The 18422-nt window shown below is 43.8% G+C and carries 19 protein-coding genes; 2 read left to right on the forward strand and 17 right to left on the reverse strand.

Features of this window, described 5'->3' with window-relative positions:
* Nucleotides 1–81: 81 nt before the first annotated feature.
* The gene (mobB, locus tag FGT79_RS11860) at nt 82–582 is read left to right on the forward strand and encodes a molybdopterin-guanine dinucleotide biosynthesis protein B (protein ID WP_138752846.1); all 501 of its coding nucleotides are present in this window, start codon (nt 82–84) and stop codon (nt 580–582) included.
* A 7-nt stretch (nt 583–589) separates the two neighbouring features.
* Here the strand turns inward: mobB and FGT79_RS11865 are convergent, their stop codons facing one another.
* The 6 genes from FGT79_RS11865 to FGT79_RS11890 all read right to left on the reverse strand — a co-directional run bounded on the left by FGT79_RS11865 (nt 590) and on the right by FGT79_RS11890 (nt 4736).
* Nucleotides 590–1249: a response regulator transcription factor gene (locus FGT79_RS11865; protein ID WP_138753057.1), complete on the reverse strand. Its 660-nt coding sequence runs from the start codon at nt 1247–1249 to the stop codon at nt 590–592.
* Between the two features lie 48 nt (nt 1250–1297).
* Nucleotides 1298–2299: a sensor histidine kinase gene (locus FGT79_RS11870; RefSeq protein WP_171056185.1), complete on the reverse strand. Its 1002-nt coding sequence runs from the start codon at nt 2297–2299 to the stop codon at nt 1298–1300.
* Between the two features lie 115 nt (nt 2300–2414).
* Nucleotides 2415–3122 (reverse strand): PspA/IM30 family protein, encoded by a 708-nt coding sequence (locus tag FGT79_RS11875; RefSeq protein ID WP_138752847.1) that lies wholly within the window; start codon nt 3120–3122, stop codon nt 2415–2417.
* A 1-nt stretch (nt 3123) separates the two neighbouring features.
* Nucleotides 3124–3591, reverse strand: coding sequence for a PspC domain-containing protein (locus FGT79_RS11880; RefSeq protein WP_171056186.1), 468 nt, complete (start codon nt 3589–3591; stop codon nt 3124–3126).
* A complete protein-coding gene (locus FGT79_RS11885) occupies nt 3579–4265 on the reverse strand; it encodes a PspA/IM30 family protein (protein WP_138752849.1) in 687 nt (228 codons plus the stop codon). The genes FGT79_RS11880 and FGT79_RS11885 overlap by 13 nt, the downstream gene beginning before the upstream one ends.
* A 174-nt stretch (nt 4266–4439) precedes the next feature.
* The gene (locus tag FGT79_RS11890) at nt 4440–4736 is read right to left on the reverse strand and encodes a LiaF transmembrane domain-containing protein (protein ID WP_138752850.1); all 297 of its coding nucleotides are present in this window, start codon (nt 4734–4736) and stop codon (nt 4440–4442) included.
* Between the two features lie 262 nt (nt 4737–4998).
* On the opposite strand from FGT79_RS11890, the gene FGT79_RS11895 reads away from it, so the two are divergent.
* On the forward strand, nt 4999–5547 hold the full coding sequence (locus tag FGT79_RS11895; RefSeq protein ID WP_138752851.1) for a C40 family peptidase: 549 nt from the start codon (nt 4999–5001) through the stop codon (nt 5545–5547).
* Nucleotides 5548–5615: 68 nt separating this feature from the next.
* On the opposite strand, the gene FGT79_RS11900 is transcribed toward FGT79_RS11895, so the two are convergent.
* The 11 genes from FGT79_RS11900 to FGT79_RS11950 form a co-directional block, all read right to left on the reverse strand.
* Entirely contained in the window at nt 5616–7178 is a 1563-nt protein-coding gene (locus FGT79_RS11900) for an ABC transporter substrate-binding protein (RefSeq protein WP_138752852.1), read from the reverse strand.
* 153 nt (nt 7179–7331) lie between these two features.
* Nucleotides 7332–8876: an ABC transporter substrate-binding protein gene (locus tag FGT79_RS11905; protein ID WP_138752853.1), complete on the reverse strand. Its 1545-nt coding sequence runs from the start codon at nt 8874–8876 to the stop codon at nt 7332–7334.
* A gap of 84 nt (nt 8877–8960) precedes the next feature.
* Entirely contained in the window at nt 8961–9899 is a 939-nt protein-coding gene (locus FGT79_RS11910; RefSeq protein WP_138752854.1) for a carbohydrate ABC transporter permease, read from the reverse strand.
* A 51-nt stretch (nt 9900–9950) separates the two neighbouring features.
* A complete protein-coding gene (locus FGT79_RS11915; RefSeq protein WP_138752855.1) occupies nt 9951–10928 on the reverse strand; it encodes an ABC transporter permease in 978 nt (325 codons plus the stop codon).
* 118 nt (nt 10929–11046) lie between these two features.
* The gene (locus FGT79_RS11920) at nt 11047–12660 is read right to left on the reverse strand and encodes a helix-turn-helix domain-containing protein (protein ID WP_246096287.1); all 1614 of its coding nucleotides are present in this window, start codon (nt 12658–12660) and stop codon (nt 11047–11049) included.
* On the reverse strand, nt 12653–14404 hold the full coding sequence (locus FGT79_RS11925; RefSeq protein WP_138752857.1) for a sensor histidine kinase: 1752 nt from the start codon (nt 14402–14404) through the stop codon (nt 12653–12655). Before FGT79_RS11925 ends, FGT79_RS11920 begins: the two co-directional genes overlap by 8 nt.
* 137 nt (nt 14405–14541) lie before the next feature.
* Nucleotides 14542–15297, reverse strand: coding sequence for a hypothetical protein (locus tag FGT79_RS11930; protein ID WP_138752858.1), 756 nt, complete (start codon nt 15295–15297; stop codon nt 14542–14544).
* A complete protein-coding gene (locus FGT79_RS11935) occupies nt 15294–15992 on the reverse strand; it encodes an ABC transporter ATP-binding protein (protein WP_171056187.1) in 699 nt (232 codons plus the stop codon). The genes FGT79_RS11930 and FGT79_RS11935 overlap by 4 nt, the downstream gene beginning before the upstream one ends.
* 13 nt (nt 15993–16005) lie before the next feature.
* Complete coding sequence (locus FGT79_RS11940) at nt 16006–16380, reverse strand: GntR family transcriptional regulator (RefSeq protein WP_138752860.1); 375 nt, start codon at nt 16378–16380, stop codon at nt 16006–16008.
* Nucleotides 16381–16423: 43 nt separating this feature from the next.
* Nucleotides 16424–17203, reverse strand: coding sequence for an ABC transporter permease (locus FGT79_RS11945; RefSeq protein WP_246096289.1), 780 nt, complete (start codon nt 17201–17203; stop codon nt 16424–16426).
* Nucleotides 17196–18149 (reverse strand): ABC transporter ATP-binding protein, encoded by a 954-nt coding sequence (locus FGT79_RS11950; protein WP_138752861.1) that lies wholly within the window; start codon nt 18147–18149, stop codon nt 17196–17198. The genes FGT79_RS11945 and FGT79_RS11950 overlap by 8 nt, the downstream gene beginning before the upstream one ends.
* Between the last annotated feature and the right edge of the window lie 273 nt (nt 18150–18422).

Consider the following 18422-nt stretch of genomic DNA (forward strand, 5'->3'; position numbering starts at 1 on the left):
ACAGCATATTCAGCATTTATTTTATAATGTATGTTAAACTATTGGCAATTACAGCAGTTCTTCACCATAAAGGAGACAACGATGCCACTTATTATCCAGATTGTCGGATACAAAAATACCGGCAAAACCACTATGGTTTGCCGGCTAACGGAACATTTCAAATATTCAGGTTATAAAGTAGGTACGATTAAGCGCGATGCGCATGATTTCCAGATGGATACGCCCGGAACTGATACGTGGAAGCATCAAGCTGCCGGAGCAGATATTACGGCAATTACTTCCACCAAGCGTACAGCAATTCTAAAGCCGCATACAGAGTCCTTGGATCAGCTGCTTGCCCAGATGTCGGAGGTTGATATCGTTCTTGTAGAGGGCTTCAAGGATGCCTCTTATCCCAAAATTATAATGGTTCGTACGGCGAGTGACATCGATTTGCTCCACCAGCTAGACAATCCGCTTGCCGCCGCCTTCTGGCCCGAGGCCAGTACATTCTTTTCGGACATTCCTTCTTTTCCTGCATTCGAGATTAATCAGACTGAGCAGCTTTACAAGAAAATACAAAGCCTGCTTACTTCACCATAACGGACCGCTATTCTGCGATTCCTTGCTTTAACGCATAGATGGCCGCTTGCGTGCGGTCATCAACATCAAGCTTGTTGAAAATATTCGTAATATGAAACTTCACCGTTTTCACGCCAATAAACAGCTCATCGGCAATTTCTTGATTCGATCTCCCTTGTGCTACCCGCTTCAGTACATCCATTTCGCGGTCTGTCAGCTCATCATGCAGTGGTGCTTGCTCCTTCTGCTTAGGCTGCCGGAAGCGGTTCATCATTTTCGCTGCCACTTGTGACTCCAATACTGATTGTCCACGCGCCGCCGCACGGATCGCATCCGCAATTTCCGTCGCACGTGACGTTTTGAGCAAATAGCTGAACGCTCCTGCCTCAATTACGGGATAAAGCTTGCTGTCATCCAAATAACTGGTTAGCACAATAACTTTGCATTCGGGATAAAGCTCCAGCAGCTTAGCTGTCGTCTCTACTCCGTCCATTCCGTCCATCACCAAGTCCATCAGTACGACATCCGGCTTATACGCCTGTGCCAGACGGATTCCGTCCATCCCATTGCTCGCTTCTCCGACAACCTCGATGCCATCCTCGGTATCCAGCACCGCAGCAAGCCCTATACGCACCATTTCATGATCATCGACAAGCAGCACCTTAATGCGCCCAGTTAATTGCTCCATTGCTTCCAAGTCTTACACCGCCTTTTGTATAAAAGATTAAGCTTCATATTATGCTTTCGTTTCTCGATGTCCGTCCGCAGGTATCCAAATCTGGATAAACGTCCCTTCTCCAGGTTTAGAGATCATTTGCAATGATCCTCCCAATTCCAGAACTCGTTCCTCCATCGTAAGCAGACCATATGAGGTTTGTCTCTTCGCTTCGAGATCAAAACCGATCCCGCTATCCTGCAAGCTCATATATACTTGATTGTTTAAGCGAACCAGCCTAATGTCCATACTTTCTGCTTTCGAATGACGCAGCGTATTGGATAAAGCCTCTTGTGCAATTCGGAACAAATGATCCTCTGCATTCGGCGGGAGTACAATTGACTCATCAACCTCCAGCATAATGGCCATCGGAACCTTCTGCTTGAGCTCATCAACCAAGACGGTAAGCGCCTGTCCGAGATTTTTCCCATCCAGATGGACAGGCCTAAGATGAAGCAGCAATGCCCGCATCTCAGATTGTGCTACGGCGGCCATTTCTTCAATGAGCTGCACCTGACGCTTCGCTCGCTCCCAATCACGGTCAATGGTACGGCTGACTGCCGTTGCCGTCATCGAAATCGCAAACAGCTGCTGGCTGACCGCATCATGCAGCTCACGAGCGAGCCGTTGACGTTCCTCGATTACTGCTGTGAACTTTACTTTCTCTGTCCAGTTCGGGTCAACTTGCTCCTGTTCCGAGATCTCATTGTCCGTTTTCTCACCATTACTTAATGTTACGGTAAAACGCCGCTTCACCTGCTGCTCCGTCATTCGTTTAAGCGTTTCCTTCAGCTTCGAATTTTGCAAATAACCGTTAAACGTGGCGGCTGCAAGACCTGCCCCGACAATCGTCAGTCCAACGACTGCCCATTTGCCTTGAAGTGTGAAGAGCTCAACGTATCCGATCCCCTGCAGCACAATGACGACTAGACTGATAATAATAAGCAGCCACAGAATCGTCTCCGCTACGTTGCGCCGGCGGGCCGCATGATTTGGCTGGTCTGTTTTTTTGCCTTGTTCCACACGGCTCACTTCCTTATATGTACTATTCTAACCTCTATCGTATGATTATGTAAGTGGACCAAACATATGAAAGAGCAGACCGTTATCCGGTCCGCTTCTCCCATTGGTTAAGCTTTTATTCCTCAGTCGAATCCTTCGCCAGTGAAGGAGTAGGATTCAGCTTGTTCTTCAACGCTTGTAGTTGCTCATCAACCTTGATCTGCTTCTCTGCGTCAGCCGCATTGAAGCTGCTCTTCGTACCACTGTATGAATAAGGAGTACGCAGGACATCCGCTTCCGCTTCAAGCTGCATGATTTTCTCCTCCATGCGGTAGAAGCCGCGTGATGCAGAACCGCTGTCGATCGTGTGGTTTGCCGTTAGCTGAGCCATTTGTTTTTGCGCTTTGGCTACTTGTGCCCGAGAAACCAACTCATTGCGTTTGTTGCGCAGCTGGTAGAATTCTTCCTTCATCGTGTGCAACTGCTGCATCAATTCTTCAGCTTGTGATTTGGATTGTCCATGAAGATCGAAGTATTCCGAAACCTTTTGGTCGAAATAAAGCTTTTCTTCCAACAGCTTGCGTGCAAGTTCCTCTTGGCCTGCACGAAGTGCTGCCTCCGCTTTGGATTCGCGGTCAGCCGCGCTGCGTACTGTTTCTTCCAAGCGCTGCTTCATACGGCGCTCATTAGCCATCTGTTTGGCTACTGTCACCTCAGCTTGATGGATTTCGGACTCCATATCACGCAGGTACTGATTCAACATTACAATCGGGTCTTCCATTTTGTCCAATGCCTCATTCAGTGATGCCTTCGTCATATCCTTCATGCGTTTGAAAATTCCCATATTAAAAATCTCCCTTCTCGTATTTAGCAATTTTGGCTTTCAATTCTTCTATTTCACGACGTAACGCCTTTTTCTCTAAATCATCCATCATACTGTCAAACTGCGAGGACGGTGCAGGCTGTGGCGCAGGTCCTTGTGTATTCCATGTGCTTTGTGCTTGTGGCGGGTTTTTGTAAGGCCCACCAAACGATACGTTTGGCTGGTGACCATATCCAGGGTTGTAACTACCGCCGTATCCATTGCCGTAGCCGTTAGGACCGAAGTTCGAGTAAACCGGCGGTTCTTTGGGTACGACCATGCCTGCAAGAATATAGACAAGGATAACGCCGCCACCAGTAATAACCGTAACAATGATTAGTAAAATCCGCAGCAGCGTGGCATCAACATTGAACATTTCTGCCAATCCGCCGCATAGACCGAATAACTTCTTGTCGCGTGATGAGCGGTAAAATTTCTTCAAGACGTCCATCCTTCTTTCTCAAGCTTTCGCTTCAACTGCTCAAGCTCTCGTTCTATAACGGATTGTACGGAATTGCCCGCTTCCGTTACGAATTCTTGCCCCATTCTGCGGATTTCGCGCAAGCTCTTGGCTTCATGCTCCATACCGCTGATCCGGTCCTCCAGCCTTCTGAAAGCCGCGCCAGATTGTGCACCATGCTCGCCAAATCCGTTTGCATATCGGCTGTTCATACGCTGCTGCAATCTCAATGATTCCATGCGGGCTGCATAATATTCACGTTTATCATACACAGATTGGTATTCGCTGCGCATCTCACGCAGCTGCTCTTCCAGATCCAATGTATTCTGGCGGCTCTGCTCGAACAGCTCACGATATTGAATAGAGCGCTCTTCGCAGCCTGCCTTCTCATGCAATGCGATTCTAGCCAATTGCTCTTCGCCTGCCTTCAAAGCAGTCAGCGCTTGATTCTCTCTACGTTCCTTCTGCTCTTCGGCTTGCAGCCACTGGGCTTTCAAGTGATTGCTATGACCAGCATATTGCTGGTAAAGCTTCTCCGCTTGAATTATATCTTCTCTCGTTGACCAGAGAAATTGATCAATCATACGAACTGGATCCTCTGATTTCTCAAGACGTTCATTTAATGTAGCAACTGTAATGTCGCGAACTCGCTTCATAATACTCATACCATGTCCTCCTTAACGTTTTACGGTGCAAAACCATTCCAATCTGCCGACACTACTATGTTCAAATATAAGAATTTATAAGTTTCACCCTTATATTCCGCTTCTATTTCTCGGACTGAAACGCGCTGCGCCACCAAAGGATGGCAACAGCCGTTTCACCTTGATTCACAGCTATTAGTAAGCGCTGCGTTTATTTTTCTTAAAGAGGCTAACTCCGCCAATGATCAAGCCGATTGCAAGCAACAATACAAGGAAGCCGCCGAACTTGCTGAGAAGCATCAATCCGCCGATTGCAGCAAGAATGCCCCCAATCCATTTCTTGTTGTTCGTCCATCCTACGATACCGAATCCGATCAGTATGAACGGAAGCAAGAATCCGAATATTGCTCCGAAATGAACACCTACAAAATTAAGTACCGCGATGCTGCCGACGATGACCAGCAGTATACCTAAAGCGTTTTTACCATTCATCTCCAATTCCATCTCCTTTCGTCTATTAGAATTTTTTCATTTTTGTTTCGTGCCTTGCGTGTGCTGCTCTTGCTTATGTACTTAGTTTAGATCAATTTCTCCTTTGTTAAAACGGACTTTCGGCGGTTTTGGCACTGGACTTTGGTCGAGTCGGATACCCGCCTTGAGGGGCAAATGCGCCATGGTTACCATATATTACAGCTTAAAGTAGGAATATCCCTGTGGTACGTTAATACCAATACAGGAGGTGTATACGCTGCCAATGAAAAACGTATCCATTAAGAAGTATCTCACAGCAGGAATAGTAGCTATCGCACTATTTAGTACAGGAACAGGAATACTACCTGTGAATCAGCATGCTTACGCTGCAGCGTCTACTACAGAGAAAATCATTTCGACTGGCATGAAATACTTAGGAACACCTTATGAATTCGGTTCTAACCGAAGCACAACGAAAACATTCGACTGTTCTGATTTCACTAAGCACATATTTAAGGTTGCAGCTGGCATTACAATTCCTTCAACATCCGCAGCACAAGCTGCTTATGTAAAAAAGAAATCCACCATAAAAACAAATTGGACGAGCTTGAAACGGGGAGACCTCATGTTCTTTATGTCCTATCGCGGAACCGGCTCCGCTAGCTATGCCAAGTTATCCAAATCGAAGCAAACCGTTACTCACGTCGGTGTTTATTTAGGTAATGGCAAGATGATTAATACCTTCTCCAAAGAGAGCGGCGGCGTTCGGATCGACAGTATTGATAACAAGCAATGGGAATACCGCTTCTTGTTTGGCGGAAGCGCTCTATAGCTGAATGCAGAGAAATAAGAAATGCCGGCAAAGCGATTTGCGCTAAGCCGGCACCACAGACCATATTTTTATTTATTAGCAAGAAAGTAATCGAATTGTTTCTGCTTCTCGGTAATAATCTTCTCAATGCCAGCTGCCTTCAACTTCTCTATGTACTCAGGCAGTACCTGATCAACATCAACGGAACCGGTTTCCAGCGCAGTTTGGTATTGTCGATCGACATTAACGACTGCGGCTACCTCTGCTCTCACCAGACTTCCATCGAATACATATCCTAACCCAGGGGAAACCTTCGCATTTTCATTAAATTGTTTGAAAAGATCCCATTTATTCTCGTTTTCACTATTCCATACATAGTTTAAAAACTGATTGCCAAACATCCAATTGGTACCTGGATTATATCCTTTCGTATATTCAGTTGGACCAATGACATTCTCGTTTTGTTTTTCGTAATGTTTGCCTTCAATTCCGTAATTAAGCAAGTTATTCAAATATACATCCGTATGCAGCATATTAATAAACATCATCGCACGTACGGGGTCCTGCGAAGTTGAAGAGACTGCCAACATCGAACCAGCCGTTTCCGAAGTTGCGATTGTTTTCTCATTCAACGTAAGCTGTGCCAGCTTTCCTGTCAGCCCTGTTAATATCGCAAGCTCCTCATCCTTTCCTGGCTTCAATGCTGATGTGATCGAAAAAGCGTCACCTGAACGCAGTGCATCAGTGTTCATCGTTTGATTCGTAGTGGCATCCTTGTTAATATACCCCTTCAAAAAAAACTGTCGCGTAGTCCGTAACGTATCCATATAACGTTCTACTTCGTAAGTCGGTTTGATTCGTGTATCTTGTCCATCCTTTAGAATAATGCCTGGAATCGACGTATCACCGAATGCATCATAGTTACCAACATAATGAGCATTGAATGTCTCTCCCTGCTTCATGTAAATCGGTATCATACCCGGTTTCTTGTCCAGTATAATCTGGTAGACTTTATCTAAGTCCCCCAGTGTTTTTACCTCCGACATGTCGATGCCAAGCTCCTCAGCGATATCCTTGCGATAAACAATTCCACCTTGAGCGGCCAACTCTTTATTAGTCGGAACTGCATAGTTTTTACCGTTAATCTTTGCACCTGCCAGAAATATAGGGTTAAGCGTTTGTAGTATGCCTTGCCCATATTGCTTCAACAGCTCATCGAGCTCTAGAAAAGCACCTTTCGACACATTCATCGCATGCTTGTTCCATTGCGCTGTGAATATAATATCAACCTTCTCGCGGGAAGCAATCATTAGGTTAACCTTATCATCCCAAGAACCCCAATCTATCGGCAAAAGGTCGATTTTTGCATTTATTTTGGTCAACAGATACTCATTGATTGCTGATTCTATTTCTGCTTCATCCTTCTGCTGAGCACCTATATATACGAATTTCAGCGTATAGCTCTTTAGCAGATATTCATCTTTTGCTTTTGACTTCTGCGCTGATGGTGAAGCGCTTTCAAACCCTTTGCCCGGAGCCGAACTTGAAGATGGGCTTCCTGTCCCTTCGTGATTGGAACATGCGCTTAGTAGAAATACGCAAGCAAGAAAGAGCTTCTTTGTACGAATCCATATAGGCTTCCTTCGTGCCATTATCGAATTTCCCCCTCGTGCGATGTTTATTTGAATTTGTTAGCTTAATTGTAAAGAATACACAAAAAAAAGCAAGCACAAGTATATACAACGCAAAAACCCGCGCCATTTGATGGCACGGGTTTTTGATCTTATTTTAGAATGGCATGTGTATTATTTGCTTGCAATGAAAGCGTCGAATTGCTTCTGTTTCTCAGCAACTACCTTATCTACGCCTGCATCCTTGAGTTTTTTGTCGTACTCTACCAACGTTTTGTCAACATCAACTGAACCTGTTTCCAAAGCTCTTTGATACTGACGAATTACGTTTGCCAATGCGCCAACCTCTGCTTTAACTGGCTCACTGTCGAATACGAATCCAAGACCTGGAGATACTTTAGCATTTTGGTTGAACTCTTTAAATTTCGCCCATTTCTCTGGATCCTCAGTATCCCATACGTAGTTAAGGAACTGATTGCCGAACATCCATGCGGAGCCTGGGTTATAATTTGCTGTGTTGCCTGTTGCCGTAATGATTTCACCATTTCTCGTGAAGTGATCGCCTTCAATACCGAAGTTCAAAATGTTATTAATATCTTTGTCCGTGTGAAGAAGGTTGATCAGCATCATCGCACGAGCAGGGTCTTTCGATGTGAAAGAAATACCGAGCATTGATCCCGCTGTTTCTGATGTTGCAACTGTTTTCTCGCTCATCGAGATTTGTGCAAGCTTACCCGATAGACCCGCCGCGCTCGCTACTTCAGCATCCTTACCTGGTTTCAATGGCTCCAATGTGGAGAATACTGTACCTGCTTTCCAAGCATCTGAAGAGGATACTTGAGTTGTTGCTGCGTCAGCATTAATGTAACCCTTTTTGAAGTAATCGCGAGTTAGGTTCAAATATTCCTTGTAGCGCTCGATTTGCTCAACTGCCGATACCGTTGTACCGTCCGCATCCTTGAGAATCGCACCTGGAATTGTCGAATCACCTAGGAAATCATAGTTAGCGAAGAAGTGGGAGTTGAACGCGCCACCTGTTGTGTACAGTGGAGTCAAGTCAGGTCTTTTCGCTTTAATGACCGCATAGACAGCATCGAGATCTTGAGGTGTCTTCACATTCGACATGTCAATGCCAAGCTCATCTGTCACGTCTTTGCGGTAAACAATGCCACCAAGTGCTGCAAGCTCTTTATTGGTTGGAACCGCATAGTTTTTACCGTTGATTTTGGCACCCTCGATAAAGGCAGGATCTAGAGACTCCGTAATGCCTTTGCCATATTGCTCAAGAAGCTCGCCTAGCTCAAGAAATGCTCCTTTTGCTACATATTTGGCATGACCATTCCATTGTGCCGTGAACACGATGTCTACTTCTTCTTGCGAAGCAACCATCAGGTTGATTTTGTCATCCCATGCGCCCCAATCAATCGGTCTAAGATCGATCGTTGCATTAATTTTTTCAGTAAGGATTTTGTTCAGTGCTTCTTCGATCTTCTTCTCATCCGTTTGCGGCGTTCCAGGGTACACGAGTGAGATTTGATAAGGCGCCAATTCAGTTGAAGGCGCTTCTTCTGTCGTTGCCGGTTTTTCGGTCTCTGCTGCAGGTTCCTTAGTAGGCTCTGCATTGTTTTTGTTGCCATTTCCTGAGCATCCAGACACGATTAGTACGATGGACATCATCAAAAGTAGAAGCATAGATGTTTTTTGTTTAACTTGCTTCATAGCGGGTGGACCTCCCTCAAAAATTAGGTTTATATGCTAAACCGGAAATACCGGCTACAGCCAAACGAAAAATTGACCTTGTACTTAACCTTTAACAGCACCAACAGTGAGTCCTTTGACGAAATACTTCTGGAAGAATGGATATGCGAATATGATTGGCCCAATTCCGACAACCACCATCGCCATCCGTACTGTCTCACTCGGAAATCTGAACGTACCGCCGGCTGCCTTAATCGCCGCTGCCGCTGTACTGTTGTTAGCAAGAAACTGGATGTTCAGCATCGTTTTGTACATGAGATATTGAACCGTAATATTGCCATCCTTTGTGATGAACACAAGGCTTAGAAACCAGTCATTCCAATACGTCAATGTTTGAAAGAGCGCTACTGTCGCTAATACGGGAAGTGAAAGCGGCAGTACGATTTTCAGAAAGATAGTAAGCTCTCCTGCGCCGTCAATCTTCGCAGACTCAAGGATCGCAGTTGGTATCGTTGTTTGGAAAAAAGTACGGATAATGAGGACAAAAAACGCAGCCACGAGAAGCGGCATAATCAGAGCGAGCAATGTATCCTTCAGACCCAGCGTCTGTGCATAAACGAGGTACCAAGGTACAAGTCCGCCCGAGAACAACATCGTGAAGAAAACAAAGAAAGTGAAGAACTTGGCATGCGGGAAATCTGATCTCGATATTGGATACGCATACAATGCCATGATTACGAGGCTGAGCGTCGTTCCAACGATCGTCACGAATATGGATATGCTGTAAGAACGTAAAATTTGGGTCGCATCTTTGAATAGAAATTGATAAGCTCCAAGATCAAACTTAGCAGGAATGAATTGATAGCCATTGGTCACGACAGCCGTTTCGTCTGTAATGGATACCATTACAATTAATACGAGCGGGATAACACAAAGTAAGGAATAGATAATAAAGAATACATTGATACCTAGAGAAGCTGGCGTAGACAATTGGTTTTTGGGATTAGATCCGGCTCCGGATGCTATGACCTCTTTTGCTTCCATAGGGTCACCTCCATCATATTTTCGTAAGAATAAACGGTCATGCTACTAAAACTAGAACAGTGCATTTTCTTTGTTCAGACGTCGAACCACCCAGTTGGATAAGAATACGAGTGCAAATCCGATGACTGATTGCAGCAAACCTGCAGCAGATGAGAGACCAATATCACCAACCGTTAGAAAGGTTCGATATACATACGTATCGATAACATTCGTGACTGGGAATAATACTCCTGATTCCCTCGGTACCTGGAAGAATAGACCAAAGTCTGCATTGAATATTTTACCAATTTGAAGAAGTGTCATAATCGTGATAACAGGCATAATTAGCGGTACTGTAATACTCGTCATTTGCTTCCATTTGCTTGCTCCGTCAATGGTTGCGGCTTCATAATACTCATCATCTATTCCGATGATCGCTGCCATATAAATGACTGTGAAGTAACCCATGCTCTTCCATGTGTTTACGATCGGCAGGATGTACGGCCATACTTCCTTAGTGAAATACCACTGTACACTCTCAAGCCCAAGCGCCGGAAGGAGCGAGCTGTTCAAGTAACCATGCTCGTCGCTCAGAAACCCGAATACTAGATAGCTGATAACGACCATAGATAGAAAGTAAGGAAGAAACATTACGGTTTGGTGGAGCTTTGCAACAAATCGGTTCTTAATTTCATTCAGCATGATCGCGAATGCGAGCGGGAAGAAAAGATTAAGAACAATAAATCCTGAATTGTACAATAGGGTGTTCCTTGTAATAATCCACGCATCTGATGTTTTGAACAAATACTCAAAGTTTTTTAAACCGCTCCATGGACTTCCTAGAATACCGTCCGCATAATTGATGTTTTTGAACGCAATCATAATTCCGAACATCGGAATGTAATTGTTTAGGATCAGCAATACAATAGCAGGTAGCATCATGAGATAGAACATCCAATATTTTTTGATAATACTAATTTGCGTTATTTTTTTTACTGATCTCTTTGGAATATAGGCAGCTGCAACCGTCTCTGTCGTAGTTTTTGCCATCGCCTTCCCCCTCCTCTTTCTAACACACTGTGTTGTTTTCTCTGATCTGATTGTACAAAAAAAAGACGCCGACAGCTGTCGGCGCCGTGACCGCATTAACGGTCAAATGACTTTTCGATTATACATTTTGAAATTTTTTGCGATATTCCTGTGGAGTTAGCCCTGTCGTCTTCTTAAATAGCTTCGAGAAATGCGAAAAGTTTCCATATCCTACGTTAATCGCAACATCGCTGACGCGGTTGTTTGTTTTCTCAAGCTCGATCCTTGCCTTTGTAATTCGCAGCCGCACCAAATAATCTGTCAGAGAATACCCTGTCTCTCTGCGGAACAAGCGTGACAAATAAGCAGGATTCAAATAGACAGACTCTGCCGCCTGCTCTCTGCTGAATTCCTCGCCAAGATGCTCCTCCATATAACGCTGTACTCTCTCCACCACCTGAGAAACGTCCTTCCCATTCTGGTTTGCATATTCTGCTACCTGCAGACTCAACTGCTGCGTGAGCGTTCTCATCCGCGGCAGTGATTTGAGGACGTTCTCACTCACTTCCCACTCTCTATTCTTGAACACATCCGTCATCTGTACCGATTTCTTATTAAGCCATTGAAAGAGCATATTCATATAGCCATAGTAAAATGATGCCATGTAGGTGTAGTCAACCTTCAATTGCTGCATATGATCAAAAAACTCATCCACCCGCTGTGCCAGTTCAGTTTGCTTGCCCGATTCGAGCAGCAACGACCAATCTGAGAATGGTGCTGCCTGCGGAATGTTTACTCCCTGCTCATGAGAATGCTCCTTTTCTAGAAGTACCGAGCATGTATTGCTTACGTTGCTCCGCTCCATAGATAACAGTCCTTGTACACACTCCCTTAGCTGCTTCACTTGCGAAAGCTCTCCAATATAGCAAGAAAGCGAACAATGCAGCATGATCTTGCACCGATTAATGAATGTCTCACATCGCTCTGCTATAATGGTGGCCGATTGTCCCTCATTATCCATTGTTCCGTAGAATAGAACGTAAAGAATTCCACTCACGTCTTGGACGATATGTCCTGGTTCTCCATCTAGTACAAGCTCTTCAGCTGCATTTTTGATACCGTAAGTCATAATTTCCTCATCACGTGCTGACCACTCTTCACGCCACTGCTCGATACTAATAAGGACTACCCGCAGCGGGCTGTTCGACTGAAGCGGCAAGGCATAAGTTTGCAAGGAAGCATCTAGCTGCAGTGGCGCGGCAGACAATCGATAATGCAACACATCATGCCAGAAGCGCTCGATGAGAATAGGCCGTTGCTTGCTCCACTGCTCATAAAACAAGCTGTACGTGTCTTTGATTTTGGCAAGCTGCTCAAGTTCCTTTACTTTGCTGAGCGCTTCATTCACACATGCCTTCAACGCATTATGGTCAATGGGCTTTAGCAAATAGTCGAAACAGCCCAGTTGAACAGCCTGCTGCGCATATTTGAAATCCGCGTGTCCAGTCAGAAAAATCGTAACGCTTGAGGGAGAATGCTCGTTAACCCATTCCAGTAAATCGATACCGCTAAGGTTGGGCATATCGATATCAGAGACCATAATGTGAATGGTGTTCTCACTCAGTAAGGCCTGTGCTTCCTCTACATCAATCGCAGTATAAATATTCGCAATAGGCAGCGTAGACCAATCAATTCCTTCTACGATTCCTCGAATTGCAATTTCTTCATCATCTACAACCAATAAGTTATACAACCGTTCTCGCTCCTTCCGTAAGCCCTGGAAATACAATCGTAATGATAGCCCCGGTGCCTTCTGCTTGATTCCCAAATGTAATGGAGGTTCGCTCTCCATAGAGCAGCTGCAGCCTGTGTATGACGTTCATAATCCCAAGTCTGCTTGATTCACCCTCTTGAAGAGGCTCCTTTTTCCGCAGTTTCTCCAGTACCATCGGCTCAAATCCGATCCCGTTATCGCTAATCGTTAAGGTAAAACCGTTATCTTCATTGCGTATTGCCGATATTTTCATTTGAAACAGCTGACGCCTATTTTTGAATCCATGAATGATACAATTTTCCACGAAGGGTTGGATAGTCAATGCCGCAATTGGGTATTCCATCAGCTCCTCCATGCCTTCGAAATGGCATTGCAGCTTATCAGGAAAACGAATTTTTTGGATCGTCAAATAATTCTCAATATGCAGCAATTCTTCCTTTAGTGAAATCGTATCACGATTGGCTTTCATGATGAAGCGGAAATAGTCAGCTAGATGAAGTGACATTTTTTTGACTGAATCCGTATCGCCAAGCGCCGCTAAATTATAGATGATGTTAAGACTGTTCATATAAAAATGTGGATTAATCTGCGCCTGCAGCTGTTTAAGCTCGCCTTGCTTCACACGAAGCTGCTCCTCATAAACATCAATTTTCAACGTTTTTATTTGCTCAGCCATCACGTTAAACGTATTGCCCAGAAACTCAAACTCCAATGTTTTATTCTTTTTCAACCTCACATCGAGCATACCCAGCGATATCTTTTTCATACCCAGAATAAGCTCATGCAGTGGTTTAAAGAGCATGTTTCGCATAAAAAACAAGTAAATAAGCAAAATGGCCAAAAAGCCAATTGGAGCAAACAACGTAGCATTTCTGAAAAACAACAGATTACGCAGCAGCGTTTCCTCCGGTATAACGACACGATACGCAATATTGACCATGTCGCTCATCCGGCTCATCACCAGATAGCTAGCTCCTGTCTCACGATCTGTTAATGACTCATAGGGCTTTTCTGATAATTTGTAGCTCAGCTCGAGCGGCGCTGTATTCTCTGTGAGAGGTGCCACCAGCTGATCTCCCTCTCGCAAATAGATGCCATTGTGGCCGATATCTCCATCGCTCCACTGGATGGACAGCATGGAATTGATTTCTTGTACCTTAATCATCGCCCCTACGTACAAACGATCCGAAACTTTTATGTAATTAATGAGAAAAAATTTCCCAGGCATGCGGTTATCCTCTCGCACCTCCCAGGTATGCTGATCATTATGCAATAAATTATTTTCCGATGTCAGCGTATCCATATGCGTCTTGATTATTTTTTTGGTATCGTTGTATATGCTTTCCGTTCCGAAAATAATGTCATCCGGGTGATATAAAAAAACGGCATCAATTAAATTATAAACGCCGACATCTCTATTCAGCTTCGCATCGATCCGTATTTTCGTAAGTGTGTAGCCATCACTGTCCATAGGAAACGACATAAGCAGTCCGACGTCGGTATCCAGAACAGACATTTTGTATAGATAATCGTTGATTTGGGACAAATTATGATCGGTTTGGCCGACATAAATATCGAGCGTATTTCGATAGGTTTCCGAAACCTTCTCCCTTACAATATCACGCGAATAGCTATTATTGATCAACATATATACGACAACCGGCAGCATAACTGCCATAAACCCAATAATGAGGCGAGTTCTGATCGATTTGCCAAACCCCACGTACCGCCCTCCTCCCAACCCATAACGTATCTTGTCTAATTCTACCATTTTAAGCGCTTACGTGAAATCCTATTCTAAAAAACAAAAAGACGCTTCTAGGATTTCATTCCTTAAGCGCCTTTCAACTATGCTTTTTACTAAATCTCTACCTTTTTATTCATTAGATAGACGGTAAGATACAAGAAAGCTCCCATAAACACAAGCTGAAGCAAGAAAGGTCCGAATAAATAACCAATATCCAAATTCGTGCTTACTGTTACACTGCTCGATTCTCCGAATTCACCAATAATCGATACAAGTCCTAAATCACTATCATTGCTTCCAAACAATAAGTTATCAATCCATACGGCTAAGGTTTGGCTAGCAAAGAAGAAAACAATTCCGATCCATGCTGCTCCCTTAAACCGGAAGCATCCTGCAACGGCAATCGATGCGAGAATGGAGATTATGAATGCTGTATAGGCCCATACGATTTCTAGAATTGCAATGCCTTTAGCTGCTCCTTCAAACTTAACATTGTCTCTAAAGAACGAAAAATCTATAGTTGAAAAAGCTGCAAATATGGGGATATGGATAGCTACTATAGCCAGAATCAAGCCCAAAACGATCCAACAGAGCAGGATAGATGCCCCTATTGCCTTTATGGGATGCTGTGGAAGCAACCTGCGGCTGTACGACTTCAGATTGCTGTCGAATGTCCTGAAGCAATGGATAACTAATAACATAAATGCAAGTACGTAACCGAATATGCTAAAACCTAAAAGGACACTTTCGTCCCAGTGTTTCATGAATCCGACGATGTTGAACACTGCTTGCACAATAACTAATATCGCTAATGTACTAAGAATACCGTCGTTATTTCTCTTCCAATCATATTTCAGCAGCTTAATCATTCTCCGAATACCTCCTTGAACATTTCATCGATGCCTTTTCCGTGCTTGAGACGGATATTCTCCACCTCATCATGGAGAACGATATCTCCATCACGTATGAAAACCACCTCATCAAAAATCCGTTCAATATCACGTACAAGATGGGTCGAGACGATTAGGCTGCTCTCCTCGTTATAATAGTTAACGATCGCATCTAGAATCTTTGTCCTTGCTACGGGATCAACACCGCCGATTGGCTCATCCAGCAAATAAAGCTTAGCGTTTCGCGACAACGTAAGCGTAAGCTGCAAACGCTCATTCATTCCCTTGGACAATGCTCTAACACGATCCCTCTTGTTCAATTTCATAAAGCCTAGCATGTCTTCTGCTTTCGTCTTATCAAAGTCTGCATAAAACTCCTGATAAAATAATAACGCATCCTCAACTCGCATCCAATTCTCCGTCAACGGACGATCTGGCATAAAGGAGGTTATCTTTTTTGTTTCTAAACCCACTGGCTTGCCATCAACTTGAATGGTACCTGAGGCTGGATGTATAAGGCCTGCAGCAAGCTTCATAATTGTACTTTTACCGCTGCCATTGCTGCCAAGCAAGCCGATTATTTTGCCCGGCCCCAATTGAAGCGACACCTGGTTTAACGCTCTTTTTCCTCCATAGGATTTGGATACATCATTCAATTGCAATATGTTCTCCACGGTTAATTCACTCCTATTCATTATCCTTTTCTTCCACTGCTTTCGATACGATGTTGACGATATCATGATTGGCGAATCCAAGCTCCTGCATGCCATGTATAAATCGGCCGAGCAGATCACTTGCCATTTCCTTCTTGATTTCCATAATTTTCGACTCCTCACTGGTTACATATCGGCCAAGTCCCCGCTTGGTCTCAACGATTTGTTCACGCTCCAGCTCTTGAAAGGTACGCTGAATGGTATTCGGATTAATTTGCAGCTCTGACGCTAACTCCCGTACCGCCGGTATTTTATCGCCAGCCTTCAGTTTTCCGGTAATAATTTCTTTTTTTATATAATTCATAATTTGCAAATAGATCGGTAGATTATTATCAAATTCAATTGTCATAATACTAATGCTCCCTTCTGTGCCTTAATGAAAAACATTCCGGCTATATGTCCCTTTTTTTGAAAGCAACGAAACCAATGATTAGAAACAAAGCCGCATAGGCTGCACAGACTAGGCTGGGAAAGGCGATGCCTCCATTTGACCCCGATTCAGAAAATTGGGATAAGTTCGTATTCATAAATAACAAGTATTTTGAGAAATCATATCTTGATAATAACATTTGTAAGGGTCCTTCAATAAGTACTGCTGCCATTCCAATACCGATTGTTGCACCGGAGGATCTCGTCAAGATACTGACCATAAACGTTAATGTCACATAAATGAAAGTGTAAACGGATTGATACCATACCGATTCGGCCACACCACTCCATGTCTCTTGACCTGTACTCGTATCAAATCCGAATGCAAATCCGCCTGATATGAAAGATACCACTAACGAGAATACAATAATGGAGCTAACAAAAAGTAGAGCAGCCACATATTTTGAAGCTAATATCTTGTTTCTGCCATGCGCTCTAATCAGCAAAAACTTGATCGTACCTAGCTGATGCTCTTTAGCCACAATACCTGCTGTAAAAATAATGGAGATGATCGTGATCACCATACCGAGTCCAGTGGCAGACATCATACTTGCTGTGAAATCGAGTACAGATTTAAACTGCTCCTCTATGACTAGATCCGGAGATTCCACCACGGATAATTTCCATATTAGAAAAGTAATACCTACAATTGCAATGAGCATAACCGCAAATGCGATCATAAAGCTGCGTTTTTTTGACATCTTCAGCCATTCATTTTGTACTAATCCCCCAAAGTTAAGCAATTCGACTACCTCCAGTCCATTTCAAAAACTCATCTTCCAGCGTTGCCTTCGTTTCTATAATGCGATAAATTTTAATTTGTTCATTTCCTAACCGCGCGATAACATCGGGAATTAATTCATTCGGGAGAGAGAGGATAAGGTCGTTATGTTTTTCTATGTTCTGGACGATCTGTGCTCCCTCTATCTTGGCAGCTACAAGTGATGCCCGCTCAACGTCATCCACACGAAGCGCAACTGAAATGTTTTGAGTTTGTTCGATCTTCTCGTTCAAATCACGCTCGGTAACAAATTTCCCTTGCTGGATAACGATTACCCTGCTGCACATCAATTCCATTTCGGACAACAGATGACTTGATACAAGAATGGAGATTCCCTCTGTACTTGCTATCTGTTGCAAATATTGTCTCATCTCTCTGATTCCTGCTGGATCAAGACCATTCGTCGGCTCATCGAGAATAAGCAAAGATGGACGATCTAACAAAGCTTGAGCAATACCAAGGCGCTGCCTCATGCCAAGTGAATAAGCCTTCACCTTCTTGTTCATCGCTGATTCCAAACCTACAAGCTCAACAACTTCTTTGATCCGCTCATCGGTTACACCTGCTGACATCCGCTGATACTGTTTCAGATTATCTCTCCCTGTCATGTAGGGATAGAATTCTGGATTCTCGATAATAGCTCCTATATGGCTAATTGCTTTCGCAAATTCATTTTTAATACTATTTCCCTGTATGATCACATCGCCCTCTGTCATTTGAATGAGGCCGACTATCATACGAATCGTTGTCGTCTTGCCTGCTCCATTGGGGCCAAGCAAACCTACGATCTGTCCTTTATGAATATCAAATGACAAACGATCTACTATCGCTTTGCTTCCAATACGTTTCGTTACATTCTTCATGGAAAGAACAGGTTCTTTATCATTGTTCTTTATAGTTGGATTCATCTACTTCCGCCTCCAGTGTCCTTGTGTTATAGTTACATAGTACACTAGATGAATAGTATTGTAAACCGGTATTTTACATATTTTTTACGGACATGTTCTGTTTATGATTGTAAGTAGTGTCGTCTTAGGTACTTAGCTGTATAAACACAAAAAAACCCTTAAGATCATAATGATCTTAAGAGTTTGAGTTTAAAATATGGTGCCGATGAGAGGACTCGAACCTCCACGGTTTCCCTCACGATTTTGAGTCGCGCGCGTCTGCCATTCCGCCAC

It is taken from the genome of Paenibacillus sinopodophylli (genome assembly GCF_005930355.1).
Taxonomy (GTDB): Bacteria; Bacillota; Bacilli; order Paenibacillales; family Paenibacillaceae; genus Pristimantibacillus; species Pristimantibacillus sinopodophylli.